The 12,971-nt window shown below is 71.0% G+C and carries 13 protein-coding genes; 4 read left to right on the top strand and 9 right to left on the bottom strand.

What is annotated here, in order from left to right:
- Positions 1 to 44 precede the first annotated feature (44 nt).
- From ACZ3IG_RS03770 to ACZ3IG_RS03760, 3 genes are all read left to right on the top strand, one after another.
- Positions 45 to 821, top strand: coding sequence for a DUF1963 domain-containing protein (locus tag ACZ3IG_RS03770; RefSeq protein WP_467428648.1), 777 nt, complete (start codon positions 45 to 47; stop codon positions 819 to 821).
- Positions 822 to 1,295: 474 nt separating this feature from the next.
- Positions 1,296 to 1,679, top strand: coding sequence for a Scr1 family TA system antitoxin-like transcriptional regulator (locus ACZ3IG_RS03765; RefSeq protein ID WP_467428646.1), 384 nt, complete (start codon positions 1,296 to 1,298; stop codon positions 1,677 to 1,679).
- A 103-nt stretch (positions 1,680 to 1,782) separates the two neighbouring features.
- Positions 1,783 to 2,667 carry a LysR family transcriptional regulator gene (locus tag ACZ3IG_RS03760; RefSeq protein WP_467428645.1) on the top strand — a complete coding sequence of 295 codons (885 nt, stop codon included), beginning with the start codon at positions 1,783 to 1,785 and terminating at the stop codon, positions 2,665 to 2,667.
- Positions 2,668 to 2,688: 21 nt separating this feature from the next.
- Here ACZ3IG_RS03760 and ACZ3IG_RS03755 read toward each other — a convergent pair whose 3' ends face one another.
- From ACZ3IG_RS03755 to ACZ3IG_RS03715, 9 genes are all read right to left on the bottom strand, one after another.
- Entirely contained in the window at positions 2,689 to 3,255 is a 567-nt protein-coding gene (locus ACZ3IG_RS03755; protein ID WP_467428643.1) for a nitroreductase family protein, read from the bottom strand.
- Positions 3,256 to 3,347: 92 nt separating this feature from the next.
- Positions 3,348 to 4,376, bottom strand: coding sequence for a TauD/TfdA family dioxygenase (locus ACZ3IG_RS03750; RefSeq protein WP_467428641.1), 1,029 nt, complete (start codon positions 4,374 to 4,376; stop codon positions 3,348 to 3,350).
- A gap of 157 nt (positions 4,377 to 4,533) precedes the next feature.
- The gene (locus ACZ3IG_RS03745) at positions 4,534 to 5,616 is read right to left on the bottom strand and encodes an amino acid kinase family protein (protein ID WP_467428640.1); all 1,083 of its coding nucleotides are present in this window, start codon (positions 5,614 to 5,616) and stop codon (positions 4,534 to 4,536) included.
- The gene (locus ACZ3IG_RS03740) at positions 5,613 to 6,656 is read right to left on the bottom strand and encodes an aspartate-semialdehyde dehydrogenase (protein WP_467428638.1); all 1,044 of its coding nucleotides are present in this window, start codon (positions 6,654 to 6,656) and stop codon (positions 5,613 to 5,615) included. The genes ACZ3IG_RS03745 and ACZ3IG_RS03740 overlap by 4 nt, the downstream gene beginning before the upstream one ends.
- A gap of 60 nt (positions 6,657 to 6,716) precedes the next feature.
- Positions 6,717 to 7,685, bottom strand: a complete 969-nt coding sequence (locus ACZ3IG_RS03735) for a DMT family transporter (RefSeq protein ID WP_467428636.1) — start codon at positions 7,683 to 7,685, stop codon at positions 6,717 to 6,719.
- 163 nt (positions 7,686 to 7,848) lie between these two features.
- Complete coding sequence (locus ACZ3IG_RS03730; protein WP_467429186.1) at positions 7,849 to 8,781, bottom strand: transporter substrate-binding domain-containing protein; 933 nt, start codon at positions 8,779 to 8,781, stop codon at positions 7,849 to 7,851.
- A gap of 5 nt (positions 8,782 to 8,786) precedes the next feature.
- Complete coding sequence (locus ACZ3IG_RS03725; protein WP_467428635.1) at positions 8,787 to 10,088, bottom strand: methylaspartate mutase; 1,302 nt, start codon at positions 10,086 to 10,088, stop codon at positions 8,787 to 8,789.
- A complete protein-coding gene (locus ACZ3IG_RS03720; RefSeq protein ID WP_467428632.1) occupies positions 10,085 to 10,741 on the bottom strand; it encodes a cobalamin B12-binding domain-containing protein in 657 nt (218 codons plus the stop codon). Before ACZ3IG_RS03720 ends, ACZ3IG_RS03725 begins: the two co-directional genes overlap by 4 nt.
- A gap of 21 nt (positions 10,742 to 10,762) precedes the next feature.
- A complete protein-coding gene (locus tag ACZ3IG_RS03715) occupies positions 10,763 to 11,827 on the bottom strand; it encodes an endonuclease/exonuclease/phosphatase family protein (protein WP_467428630.1) in 1,065 nt (354 codons plus the stop codon).
- A 261-nt stretch (positions 11,828 to 12,088) separates the two neighbouring features.
- On the opposite strand from ACZ3IG_RS03715, the gene panB reads away from it, so the two are divergent.
- Complete coding sequence (panB, locus tag ACZ3IG_RS03710) at positions 12,089 to 12,970, top strand: 3-methyl-2-oxobutanoate hydroxymethyltransferase (protein WP_467428628.1); 882 nt, start codon at positions 12,089 to 12,091, stop codon at positions 12,968 to 12,970.
- Position 12,971: the final 1 nt, after the last annotated feature.

Raw genomic sequence — 12,971 nt, 5'->3', positions numbered from 1 at the left:
GCGCGGCAGGCGGGCCTTGGACGACAGCCCCTAGGGTGTCGCCCATGATCGATGACTGGAACACGGACCGGGTCGAGCGTTTCCGTGTGGAGGCGGTGTCCCGGGGGCTGCCGGCACAGGACGCGGAGGAGTGGATACGGGGCCTGCTGCCCGGCGCGTTCTTCGCACCGGACGGCGACGGGCCGCCGCTGGTGAGCATGGGCGGCCACCCGTCGCTGCCCGAGGACGTCCCCGCCCCCGCCTACCCGCTGGTCGCCTCCGTCGACTGCGCGCTCCTCCCGCCGGACACCGCCGGGCTCCCCCTGCCCGCCGACGGCCACCTGCTCTTCTTCGCCGACCCGGCCCTGGACTTCCGGGGCCGGAGGAGCGACGCGGTGCTCCACGTCCCCGCCGGGACACCGACGGCCACCCGTCGCACGGATTGTGATCACGGCCCGTTCGAGCCGCAGGAACTGCGCCGGATGTGGCAGCACCTGTCCCCCGTCGACACGGACGCCTTCACCGAGGCGCGGTGGGAGGACGCGGACGACGAGCAGTACGAGATCGCCGAGGAACTGGAGGACGCCTGGACCCAGGTGGGCGGCTCCTGGCCCACCTGGACCTTCGCCCTCGGCGGCCACCCGGTCGTCCGCAACGACGACCCTCTCTTCATCGCGCGGGACGAGGAACCGGAGGACGCCGCCGACTGGGCCCTGCTGGCGACCTGGCGCTGCCCGCAGGAGGTGCGGGAGCTGGACTCGGGCGTCGTCAGCTGGCTGATCCGGCGGGGGGATCTGGCGGCGGGGCGGTTCGACCGGGTGTACGGGTACGTGGACATGTGACACCGGCCTGTCCGAGGTGGGCGGCCAGGTGCGCTGCGAGGAGCGGCCGCGGCCGGACTCGCCGGCGCCCGTGGCGTCCGGGGCGGAGGGCCGGCGAGGGAGGCGCTCGTCGCGGGTGTCGGTGACCTCGACGCGTACGGCGCGGCCGTCGGCGGTCGCGTGGGAGGCGGAGGCGGAGGTCCCGGCCGGGGACGTGGCCGCGCCGGACGGCGTTGGCGGCCGGCACGGCGACGACCGGCACGATGTCGTCGTGGGACCCGGTGCCGTACGGGATGCCCCACGCGTCCAGCCGGACAGGCGGCGGGCGGGACGGGCACCTCGGGGCGTGGAGATGAAGCACATCTCGAAGGCGGCACCGGCGGGGATGCCGGCTTTGGCCATCACGCCGATCACGGCCCCGTCGGTGCGGCGCAACGTGACCAGCGGTGACGCGCCGACGACCTACGGCTCTACGCGCGGTGCAGCTTCGGGTACGTGGCGCGCGGCGTGACGCCGCCCCCGAACGGGGTGGTCCGGGCCTTCGGCGGGAATTCGCAGCCCCGGACGATCGAGCAGCAGGTTGCCGCACGGCTGACACGGCAGGAGATCTTCGACCGGCGCTCCGCACCACTGTGCGGCTTCATGATGGACGAAGCGGTGCCGCGGCATCGGTACGGCGGGCCCGGGCTCGGCGGCTGGCGGGAGTGGATCGCGCGCTGCGGGGCAAAGAGTGCAACCACACCTGACCCGGCGTCGCCCCGCACCTCGCCCTGCCGCCGGTCACGGCACCTGGGCGGCCGCGTGACCGTGCGGCGGCGACCCGGACAACGGGTGACGGATATCACATTACCCTACGTGGCAGTTAGTCTCCGTCTGTAGTTTTGTCCTCTTTGTTAGCGCTGCGCGGAGCCCTTCACCGAAGGCATCATTTTCTCGCCAAAACGTTCAACCGAAGGGGATAAAGGTGGAGTTCCGTCACCTAATGACATTTCAGAAGGTCGCGACACTGCTGAGCTTCACACGTGCCGCGGAGGAGCTCAGCTACGCACAGTCGAGTGTGACGACGCAGATCCGCGCGCTGGAGACCTCGCTAGGAGTGGAACTCTTCGACCGGCTCGGCGGGAGGATCCGGCTGACGCCCGCGGGGGAGAAGCTGCTGGAGTACGCCGAACAGATCCTGGGGCTGACCGAGGCGGCGCGTGCGGACGTCACCGGTGGGAACGGTCCGTCGGGGACCCTGGTGGTCGGCACGATGGAGAGCATCACCTCGTACCGCATGCCACCACTGCTGGAGTTATTCCACCACCGCTATCCGAAGGTGCAGCTGTCGCTCAGGCCGAGCCTGTGCGCCGAGACCTGCCACGCGCTGCGCCAGGGCACCTTCGACATCGGCTTCCTGATGGAGCAGGAGACCCGGCACCAGGGCCTGGAGACCGTGATACTGGCCCAGGAGCCACTGGTGCTCGTCGCCACCCCCGGGCACCCGCTGGCGGGGCGGGAGAACTTGTCGCTCGACGATCTCCGGGCGGCGTCGATACTGGCGACCGAGGCGGGCTGCGCGTACCGCGATCTGTTCGAGGCGGAGCTGCGGGGCACGGAGACGATGCCGTTCCTGGAGTTCGGCACCATCGAGGCGATCAAGCGGGGCGTGCTGTCCGGGCTGGGGATCTCCTTGCTGCCCGAGGTGACCGTGACCGCGGAACTGGAGAAGGGCGAGCTGACAACGCTGTCCTGGGACATCCCGTTCTCCGTGCACACACAGCTGGCCTGGCGCAGCGGCAGACGGCTTTCGCGGGAACTGAAGCTGTTCATCGACCAGGCGGTGCGCCTCATGCGGGAGGAGACGCCGATGGCGAAGACGGGCTGACGCACGCCCCGGCATCGGACCTCATACGGCCGCCGGTTCGGGGGCGAAGACGGAGATCCGCCCGGTGACGTCTTCCGGCGTTCGGCGTCTGTGCGGTTGTGCCTCTTGCGGTGTGCCGATGTACAGCCAGCCCAGCAGGCGTTCGTCCGGCCCGAGGCCCAGCAGGCGGCGGGCGCTGGAGGACTCGGTGAAGGGGCCGGTACGCCAGATGCTGCCGAAGCCTCGGGCGTGCAGCAGGAGCATCAGGGACCCGGTCATCGCGCTGGTGGCGGCCAGTTGCTCCCACTCGGGCACCCGGTGATCGACGGCCGGGGCGAACACCAGCGTGGCCAGCAGCGGCGCGCGACGCGCCTTGGCCTCGGTCCGGTCCCGCTCCGCCTGAGGCGCCGGGATGTCGTCGGCGAAGCAGCGGCCCAGGGCGGCACGTCCTTCGCCGCGCACCAGTATCCACCGCCACGGCCGGATCCGGCCGTGGTCCGGAGCGGTGGCGGCGGCCCGGAGCAGATAGGCGAACTCCTGGTCGTCCGGGGCGGGTTCGACCAGCCGGCGCGCGCTGCGACGACTGAGTACGGCGGTCATGACGTCCATGAGGGTTCCTCCTCGTAGGCGCGTTCGAAGTGGGGGCGGGGTGCCGGGACACCCCGCCCCCACTCGGCGGATCAGCGGCGGGCGGTGGCGGATCAGTAGTGGACGCGGCGGCTGCCGTCGGTCTGCCGGTAGCGGATCGTCCACTGGCTGCGGCGCACGTACGTCCGCTGGAGCCAGCGGTCGGCACCGTCGTAGCGTGCGGTGAACGGGGTGCGGGCGTGCAGGCCCTTGCGGTTGTTGATCAGGAGGGCCTCGCCGGGCCGGAGGAAGACCTGGTGGGCGGTCTCTCGGCAGGCGGCCTGGAGGCGGTCCAGCGCGGCCTCGCCGGCAGTGGTCATGGCGCGTACGCCGTTGGCGGAGGAGGAGATCTCCGGGAACTGTTCGGGCCCGTTGATCATGGCGACCGGGTCGGAGAGGACCTCGCCGCCGCCGGCCACGTCGCGGATGTAACTGCCGGGGGCGTTGAGCCGGAACAGGGGGCTGCGCAGCAGCTCCAGGGTGCGGGAGTCGAGGGCGCGGACGATGTCCCGAGCGTCCGCGTAGTGGGTCGCGGCGACGCCCTCGTGGTCGGCGCGCAGGCAGCTGAGAACGAGGAAGTCGGGGTTGCTGACGTCGTAGCGGCCGATGGTGTCGTGGACGATGTCGTTGTGGAAGTTGAGGAAGACGCTCGAGCCCTGGTTGGTCTGGGTCATCGCGCCGCCCTCGACCGGAATGACGTCGTGGACGAGCTGCCCCTTCTTCTCGGTGAGGAAGCCGACCGGCTCGCCGAGCAGGCCGGACAGGCCGAGCAGGACGCCTTCTGCCACGAAGGTCTCCTTGTCGGCGGCCGGGCCGCCGTTCGCCGGAGTCGCGGGCAGCTGGGCGTCGACGGGGAGGTTGCGGACGTAGCCGACACCGGGGGTGTCGTTGTGACGGCCGAAGTCGAGTATCTGCTGCAGCAGTTCGAGCGGCAGGGTGGCGAAGATCTGGTGGTAGCGCGCCATGGCGCGGTCGATGTCCAGGGTCGGATCGGGCTCGGCGGCCAGGTCTCGTCCGATGGCGTCCCGGACTGCGTCGGGCAGCTCGATCAGGCCGAGGGTGCGCGGGGCGCGGGTGCCGGTCTCGACGGTGGTCGCGGTCATCGTGAACATTCCCCTTCTTACGGTTGTTTTCTGGCAGTCGGCTTCTGGCAGTTGGCTTCTGGCAGTTGGTTTCTGACAGTTGGCTTCTGGCGGTTGGCTTCTGGCGGTTGGCTTCTGGCGGTCGACTTCTGGCGGTCGGCTTCGCGGGTGGGCGGGTCTACAGGGCGCGGATCGCGGTGGCGGGCTCGGGCAGGGCCTCGTGGAGTTTCTGCGCGAGATGCCGGGCCTCGTCAGGGTCGGCGGCGATGTGGGTGGTGGCCCGGCTGCCGGTGATCTCGGTGACCGGGATGCCCACGACCCGGGCCTCGGGCAGGTCGTGCACGCGCTGGAAGCGGTCGATGTCGAGGTAGCCGCCGACGATCACGAGGTACGGTCCGTCCTCCAGCCGTACGGTGTCGATGCCCTCGGTGTGGAAGACGCTGTGCGCCAGGTCGGCCTGGGCCGCGGTGGCGTAGGCGACGACCTTGGACCGGGTGTTGGCCACGACGCCGGCGGTCGGCCCGCCCTTGTTGCTGATGACCGTGCCAGCGGTGAAGGGGGCGCGGTTGTGGCGGCAGACCAAGGTGATGCCGTGCTGCCGGGCGGTCCGCACCGACCGGCGGTGCAGGACCTTGGCACCGTACAGGGACATGAGCGCGGCGGTGTCGTAGGTGACGTCGGGCAGCAGACGGGCTCCGGCGACCTGGTTGGGGTCGGCGCTGTAGATGCCGTCGACGTCGGAGTGGATCTCGACGCAGTCGGCGCCGAGTGCAGCGGCGACCAGGACGGCGGACAGGTCGGAGCTGTTCTTGCCGAGCCAGGTGGGGCGTCCGTACTGGTCCGCCGCCTGGCCGCCGGGCACGATGACGACCTGGTGCTCGTCCAGGGCTCGCCGCAGCGGTCCGTCGTCCAGCCGCGCCACCTTGGCCCACATGAACGTGTCGTCGGTGACGAGGCCCTGCTGGTGGCCGGCGAGCACCGTGGCGGTGACGCCGACGCGGTGCAGTGCGGCGGCCAGGAGGTGGGCGCTGACGGTGTCGGCGAGGGTCAGGAGCCCGGCGCCGGTGGCGTCCTCCGGCTGTGGGTTGACCTCATGCAGCAAGCCGCGCAGCTTCTCCGTCTCGCCGGGCATGGCGCTGACGACGACGGCCAGCGACCGCTCCTCCTCGACCCGCCGGCTCAGGGCGGCGGCGAGGTCGGCGTAGGCAGTGGGGGCGGGGAAGGTGGAACCCCCGAACTTCAGGACGGCGGGTGCGGTCACAACACACCTCGCAGGGTGAGCGCCTCGGCGATCTGCAGCGCGTTGAGGGCGGCGCCGATGCGGACGTTGTCGGCGACGAGCCACAGCCAGAAGCCGCGCGGGTTCTGGGCGGAGACGCGGACGCGGCCGACGTGGACCCGGTTCGGGTCGCCCGCGGTGCGCGGGGTGGGGAACGCACCCGGGGTCTCCAGATCGTGGACGGTCACCTCGTCCTGCTCCGCCAGCAGCCGGACCAGTTCAGCCCGGTCGACCGGGTTGTGGCACTCGATCCACGCGGCCTCGGAATGACTGTTGGCCACGGGGACGCGCACACAGGTCGTGGTGACGTCCAGGTGCGGCAGCCCGAGTATCTTGCGGGACTCCTGGAGCATCTTCTGCTCCTCGAAGGTGAAGCCGCTGTCCAGGAGGCGGTCGATGCTCGGGATGACGTCGAAGGCGAGGGACGGGCTGAAGGTTCCGCTCACGCCGGCGCTGTCGGGGTCCTCGAGGACGGAGCGGGTGCCGGCCCGCAGTTCCTCGATGCCGGAGTAGCCGGCGCCGGACGCCGCCTGGTAGGTGCTGACCACGGCCTGCCGTATGCCCCAGCGCTCCTGGACGGGCTTGAGCAGCCGGACCAGCGGGATGGTGGAGCAGTTCGGGTTGGCGATGACGCCGCTCGCGGGGCGTTCGTCCAGTTCGTGGGCGTTGACCTGGGGGACGACCAGCGGGGTGTCGGGGTCCATCCGGAAGGCGCTGGTGTTGTCGATGACGAGGGCGCCCTGGGCGACGGCCTTGGGCACGAACGTCTTGCTCACGCGGGCGCCGGCGGAGAAGAAGGCGACGTCGACGCCGGCGAAGTCGAAGCCGTCCAGGTCCTGTACGCGGCAGGGGTGGCCCTCGACGGCTGTCTCACGGCCGGCCGAGCGGGCGGAGGCGACGAGTTGCAGGTCGCGGTAGCGGAAGCCGCGCTCCTCGATGAGCTTCAGGAGGGTGGTGCCGACGACTCCGGTGGCGCCGACCAGGGCGATGGACGGTGCGGTCGGATCGGTGACACGGGGCATGGGAGAGGCTCCTCTCGGGTGGGGTGCGCCTGGGGCGCGGGCGGTGGGTGTTCGCGGTGTTCAGGCGGTGGTGCGCTTGCCGGACGCGGCGACCGGCTGTGCGGCCGCGGCCGGGGCGTCCGGAGCGGCGGCGGAGCGCAGCCGGGGGCGCCAGCCGAGGTTGATGCCCAGGGAGGCGGCCACGATGAGGGGGATGCCCAGCGCCTGGGTCCAGCTGATGTGGTGTCCGTAGACGGCCCAGTCGCAGACCATGGCGGCGGCCGGGTAGACGAAGGCCAGCACGGCGATCTTCGAGGTGGGCAGCTTCTGGTACGACGAGTACATCAGCACGTACATGACGCCGGTGTGGATGAAGCCGAGGCCGGCGAGCCAGACCCAGCCGCTGCCGAAGTGCGCGCTCTGGCCGAGCTGGGTGAAGGGCAGCAGCAGCGGGATGCCCAGCGTCACCTGGACCAGGGCGACCAGGTGGGGCTTCACCCCGGTCACGCGCTTGGTGATGATCGTGGACAGGCCGTAGAAGAGGGCGGCCAGCAGGGCGTAGCCGAGACCGGTCAGGTAGGCGGTGCCACTTGAGAGGTCGGACGTGGAGACGCCCGCGACGAGGACGAGCCCGAGGAAGGCGACGAACAGCCAGCTCGCCTTGTGCGCGGTGATGCGGTCCTTGAAGAGCACGGCCCCGAGCAGCACCACGAAGAACGGCTGTGTGTGGTAGACGACGGTCGCCACCGAGATGGACGTCTTGTCGTAGGACTCGAACAGGAACGCCCAGTTGAAGACGATGAACACACCGCCGAGCGCGGCCAGGCCCAGCTTCTTCGGGGTGAAGTTGTGATTCTTGAAGAAGCCGCGGGCCAGGCAGTACAGGCCGAGGAAGAGGGTGCCGAACACGCACCGGAAGAAGACCACGTTGAACGGCGAGGCGCCGGACTCGACGACGAAGACGCCGAGGGTGCCGGACAGCAGCATGGCCGCCGTGAGTTCGACCGCGCCGCGTGTCTCCTGACGCGCGGACATTTCTGAGGTGCTCATGTCATACTCCTGTTCTGGGAGGAAGGTCCGGGGGTGCCGGGGCTGTTCCGAGCTGATACAACGAAGCTACGAGCTCCGGCGGGGGCCGGTCCACGCGCTGCTGGGGAACGAAATCGATGCCCGCATCAAGGCTGTCGATGAGCCCGCGTGACCAGGCGAAACGTCAGTTCAGGGGCAGCGGGTAGTGCAGCCCGCCAGCGGTCCACAGGGCATTCGCGCCGCGGCCGACGTCCAGGCCGGAGGACGGTCCGAGGTTGCGCTCGTAGACGTCGCCGTAGGTGCCGACGGCATCGAGGATGCGGTGGGCCCATGTCTCGTCCAGGCCGAGCGCGGGTCCGTGCCGGCCGGCCAGGTCCGCGGCAGCCCGCGCCGATCCGCCCTCCCGTACGGCGTTCTCCGCGCCGAGGAGGAACTGCAGCACCCACCGGCACACCCGGAACCAGGCCGGGTCGTCGTCCCGGACGGCGAGGGCCATGGGTTCACGGGAGATGGCGGTCTCCAGCACGATGTGGTCCGCCGGGCGGGGCAGCGTGGCCCGTGCGCCGGCCAGGGCGATGCGGTCCAGGACGTAGGCCGCGCACGTACCGTCCGCGTAACCGGCCAGTGCCTCGGCAGGGGTGGCGTAGGCCACGGGCTCGACCTCGAGGCCGCGCGCCCCGAACCAGGCGGCCAGGTTGCCCGCGGTCGTGGTGCCCGCCTGGGTGGCGAGCCGTTGGCCGGCGAGCTGTTCCGGACTGGATATCCGGTCCGCTGCCCGGACGAGGAAGCCTTCCCCGTCGTAGCAGGTGACGCCGGCGAACAGGACGGGTTCGGATGCCTCGCGCCCGAGGGTCCACGTCAGGTTGCAGGTGGTGATGTCCGCCCCGCCCGACGTGAGCCGGGTCAGCCGCTCCCCCGGGTCCGTCGGCAGCCACTCCACGGCACCGGCGTCGCCGAGCGCCGCCGCGGCCACCGCGCGGGCGATGTCCGCGTCGAGCCCGCTCCACGCGCCGTGTCCCACCGGCAGGGACAGGCCCCGGATTCCCTGGCTGACCACCGCCCTTACGGCGCCCCGCGAGCGCACGGCGTCCAGCGTCGTGGCGGTCCGGTACTCCATGGTCGTCACAGCATCCCCCTCGTCGCCGCGCCGACCAGCTGCTCGCGGTCGAACCGGCGCTCGTTGTAGCCCAGCATGTCGATCAGCGAACGCGCGGTCACCTCGGCGGTGCCGTGACCGTCCGAGGCGGCCACGGGCATCGCACCGGGATCGGACCAGCGCAGGGTGCCCTTCGGGTCGATGGCGGCCCGCGAGCGGTTGGCATTGTCCTGGTGCAGGCAGTACGGCACGTCCAGGTGCCCGTGGGCGAAGGCGCCCACCAGCGCCGATCCGACGTCGTCGCCGAAGCGCAGCGTCGATGTGATCAGCCGCAGCGCCTCCTCATAGATGCCGGTCTGCTGGACCACGCCCCCGGCCGGCGCCCGGCGCCGCTCGTCGGTCTCCACGGCGGCGGCGAACTCCAGGGCGTCCACGTTCTCCTCTATGGTCGGGATCCGGTACGCCTCCACCGCGGTCTTCACGATCAGCCGCTCGGTGCCGCTGCGCACCGCGAGGCGGACACTGTCCTCCAGCATCCGGTAGGCGCCCACCGGTGTTCTCGGGAAGACGCCCATGTACGTGTAGAGCACCACGTGCCAGTCCACGTCGTCACCCAGCCACTGCGCGGCCAGCCGGCGCAGCGCGGCCAGTGCCTCCAAGTCCTGCTGCGGGCTGGTCTGTTGCGCGTAACTGACCGAGATGCTCCGCATGCCGTGCTCGCGGAAGAACATCCCCTCCAGCACGCTCAGCGCGATCAGCAGGCTGGGCGGGCACAGCTGACCGAGCATGCAGCCGCCGAAGCTCTCCAGGTGCATCGGCTCCGGCCGGTCCGCCAGGATCCGGCAGCACTCGGCCCAGGCCGCGGTGGCCCGCGGCAGCGGTACCCGGCTGTACGGCAGGCAGTACGACACCGGACCGCCCTCGGTGGCGTCGGCGCCCACGCGGGCCAGCGTGCCGAACAGCTCCCGCGGCAGGGCGGAACCGTGCCGGAACTGGACCGGGAAGTCGTCGTCGGCCACGCCTTCCAGCAGCCGCCGGGTCTCCTCCTCGCCATGGGCCACGACCGGATATCCGTTGAGGTCGTCCCCCCGCTCCAGCGCCCGGCGGGCGGAGGCGTGGTCGTTGACCCGGGTGTAGCTGTCGACGGTGACCGTCCCGACGGACGCACCGTGCACACCCCGTACGGCCTCAAGACCCCGGCGCATGGTCGCCGTGTCGGCGAACCCCATGCGCGGCTGCACCACCAGGCGCCCCTCTTGGCTGCTGCGCCTGACAAAGCGGGAGAAACGGCCGGACGCCGGGGCGACGGCCGACTGCACGGCCTTCATGACAGACTTCCCTGGGCCGCCATCGCGAGTTCACGAGCGGGACGCTTTTCCAACGTACCGAGAAAAGCGTCGAATTCGGCTATCCCGGCATCCGCCTCGAATGCGGCGTCGAATCCAGCAGCCACGAGTTCGGCGCCGAACCGTGCGTTCTCGGCTCCGCGGATACCGAGTTTTCCACCGATGACCACGCGCAGACCGGCCAATTCGGAATCGCTGCGGATCTGCTCGATAAGCCGGAGCCCGTCGAGGTGACCGTGACCGTTGACGGTGCTCACGACCAGGGCGTCAGGGCGGTGTTCACGGCACGCGGCGAGGATCACCTCGTCCGGGACGCACGCACCGAGGTTGATCACCTCCCCTCCTCTTTCCTCCAGCAACAACTGCAGGAAAACGAGGTTCCACATATGCGCGTCCGACGACACGCTGGTGACGATGAAACGGCGCGAAAACGCCGGGGCTATCTCTCCCATTGCTCCCGTCCACAGGTCGGAGAAGCTCAAAGAAGCTGACGCCCAGAAAGCTACGAGATCAGGCGACGCCAGGTCCACGACCTGCTGAGGAACGAAATCGATGCCCTCATCAAGTCTGTCGATACGCGGGCGCGGACAAGGGCCGGCAGGTACGGACGACGACCAGCGGGCCGATGCCCGCACTGACACCGTCCTTCGGGGCGCTCAGGACCCCGAGGAGTCGCCCGACGTGTCGACCTTCACACGCGCCGCCACCGGCAGGTGGTCGCTGCCCGTCGCCGGCAGGGTCCAGCTGCGCTCCGGCTCCACGCCCCGGACCAGGATCTGGTCGATCCGCGCCATCGGGAACGACGCCGGCCAGCTGAACCCGAACCCGTCCCCCGCCGCGCCCTGCGTGGAGCGCAGCTGGGAGGTGACCGCGTTGAGCGCGCGGTCGTTCATCGTGCCGTTCAGGTCACCGAGCAGGACGACCTTGTCCAGCGTCTCCCGCTCTATGGCCTGCCCCAGCGCGTCGGCGCTGCGGTCCCGCTGCCGGGCCGTGAACCCGGCCGCCAGTTTCACCCGCACCGAGGGCAGGTGGGCGACGTAGAAGGCCACCTCGCCGGCCGGGGTGGCGACGGTGGCGCGCATCGCACGGGTCCAGCCCAGCTTGATGTCGACGGGGGCGAGACCGCTCATCGGGTACCTGCTCCACAGGCCGACGGTGCCGACGACCCGGTGGTACGCGTACACCGGCTTCAGCGCCTTCTCGTACGTCGGCACCTTCGACGCCTGCAGTTCCTCCAGCGCCACCACGTCCGCGCCGGAGGCGGCGACCGCGCGGGCGGTGCCGGCCGGGTCGGCGTTGTCGGCGTTGACGTTGTGGGTGGCCACCGTGAGGTCACCGCCGCCGTGGGACTTGGTGGTGAGCAGGCCGCCGAAGAGGTCGGCCCACACCACGGCCGGGACCAGCAGCGCGATCAGCGCGGTCGCCGACCTGCGGGCCAGGGCGATCAGCAGCAGTACGGGGATCAGCAGGCCGAACCACGGCAGGAAGGTCTCGGTGAGGCTGCCCAGGTTGCCGACCGCGTTCGGGATGCGCGCGTGCCCGGCCAGGACGCAGGCCAGCGAGACGGCCACCACGGCGGTGACGATGCCCCGGCGCCAGATCCGACGGTCCCCGCGCCAGCCCCTGGTCAGCCGGTCCAGCAGGCGCCGCAGCCGGTCCTGACGGCGCTCCGGTCCGGCGCCGTCGTCGTCCGTCTCCGCCACGTGAACCTGCTGCGCCATACCCTCGTCGCCTCACTGCCTGCTGTACACACGGTCACCCCGTGCGACAACCCTAGGGGACGCGACTGTGCCCTTCCCGCCCTCCCCCGAGGACCGTACGGGCAGGGGGATGTGCACGCGGGGGCGCGCGGCGGGCCACGGGCGCCCCGCCAAGGGAGTCGGTGCGGGGCCCCTAGCCGCCGACCGGCACGAGGTGCCACCATGGAGGTGATCCGGGGACGCCGTCAGGGCGCCTCGAGATGACATGAAGGAGCCGTTGCCATGACGCAGCTCTCGGCTGCCCAGAACGCACCGAACAACAGGCCCTCCGACGGCAGCAGCAAGGCGCTGTACGGGGGCAAGGGCACCCGCCGCATCACCGTCCGGGACATCGCGCTGGCCAAGGAGCGCGGCGAGAAGTGGCCCATGCTCACCGCGTACGACGCGATGACCGCGTCCGTGTTCGACGAGGCCGGCATCCCGGTCATGCTGGTCGGCGACTCGGCGGGCAACTGTCACCTGGGCTACGACACCACCGTCCCCGTCACCCTCGACGAGATGACCATGCTGTCGGCCGCCGTGGTCCGGGGCACCAGCCGGGCCCTGATCGTCGCCGACCTGCCCTTCGGCTCGTACCAGGAGGGCCCGGTGCAGGCGCTGCGCTCGGCGACCCGGCTGGTGAAGGAGGCGGGCGCGGGCGCGGTCAAGCTGGAGGGCGGGGAGCGGTCGCACGAGCAGATCCGCCTGCTCGTCGACTCCGGCATCCCCGTGATGGCGCACATCGGTCTCACCCCGCAGTCCGTGCACGCCATGGGCTACCGGGTGCAGGGCCGCGGCGAGGAGGCCGCCCAGCAGCTGCTGCGGGACGCCAAGGCCGTGCAGGACGCGGGCGCCTTCGCGGTCGTCCTGGAGCTGGTGCCGGCCGAGCTGGCCGCCGAGGTGACCCGGACGCTGCACATCCCGACCGTCGGCATCGGCGCCGGTCCGGAGACGGACGCGCAGGTGCTGGTGTGGACCGACATGCTCGGGCTGACCGGCGGCCGGGTGCCGAAGTTCGTGAAGAAGTACGCCGACCTGCGCACCGTCATGGGCGACGCGGCGAAGGCGTTCGCCGAGGACGTCGTGGGCGGAACGTTCCCGCAGGAGGAGCACTCCGTCCACTGAC

The sequence above is a fragment of the Streptomyces sp. NPDC016677 genome, from assembly GCF_055562815.1.
The sequence above is the reverse complement of the archived record's forward strand: the minus strand, read 5'-3'. Positions and strand labels throughout refer to the sequence as shown.

Bases quoted from the DNA above. Each gene is read 5' to 3' on its own strand.
- ACZ3IG_RS03770 (WP_467428648.1), top strand. From the start codon at position 45: ATGATCGATGACTGGAACACGGACCGGGTCGAGCGTTTCCGTGTGGAG.
- ACZ3IG_RS03760 (WP_467428645.1), top strand. From the start codon at position 1,783: ATGACATTTCAGAAGGTCGCGACACTGCTGAGCTTCACACGTGCCGCG.
- ACZ3IG_RS03755 (WP_467428643.1), bottom strand. From the start codon at position 3,255: ATGGACGTCATGACCGCCGTACTCAGTCGTCGCAGCGCGCGCCGGCTG.
- ACZ3IG_RS03750 (WP_467428641.1), bottom strand. From the start codon at position 4,376: ATGACCGCGACCACCGTCGAGACCGGCACCCGCGCCCCGCGCACCCTC.
- ACZ3IG_RS03740 (WP_467428638.1), bottom strand. From the start codon at position 6,656: ATGCCCCGTGTCACCGATCCGACCGCACCGTCCATCGCCCTGGTCGGC.
- ACZ3IG_RS03735 (WP_467428636.1), bottom strand. From the start codon at position 7,685: ATGAGCACCTCAGAAATGTCCGCGCGTCAGGAGACACGCGGCGCGGTC.
- ACZ3IG_RS03730 (WP_467429186.1), bottom strand. From the start codon at position 8,781: ATGGAGTACCGGACCGCCACGACGCTGGACGCCGTGCGCTCGCGGGGC.
- ACZ3IG_RS03725 (WP_467428635.1), bottom strand. From the start codon at position 10,088: ATGAAGGCCGTGCAGTCGGCCGTCGCCCCGGCGTCCGGCCGTTTCTCC.
- ACZ3IG_RS03715 (WP_467428630.1), bottom strand. From the start codon at position 11,827: ATGGCGCAGCAGGTTCACGTGGCGGAGACGGACGACGACGGCGCCGGA.
- panB (WP_467428628.1), top strand. From the start codon at position 12,089: ATGACGCAGCTCTCGGCTGCCCAGAACGCACCGAACAACAGGCCCTCC.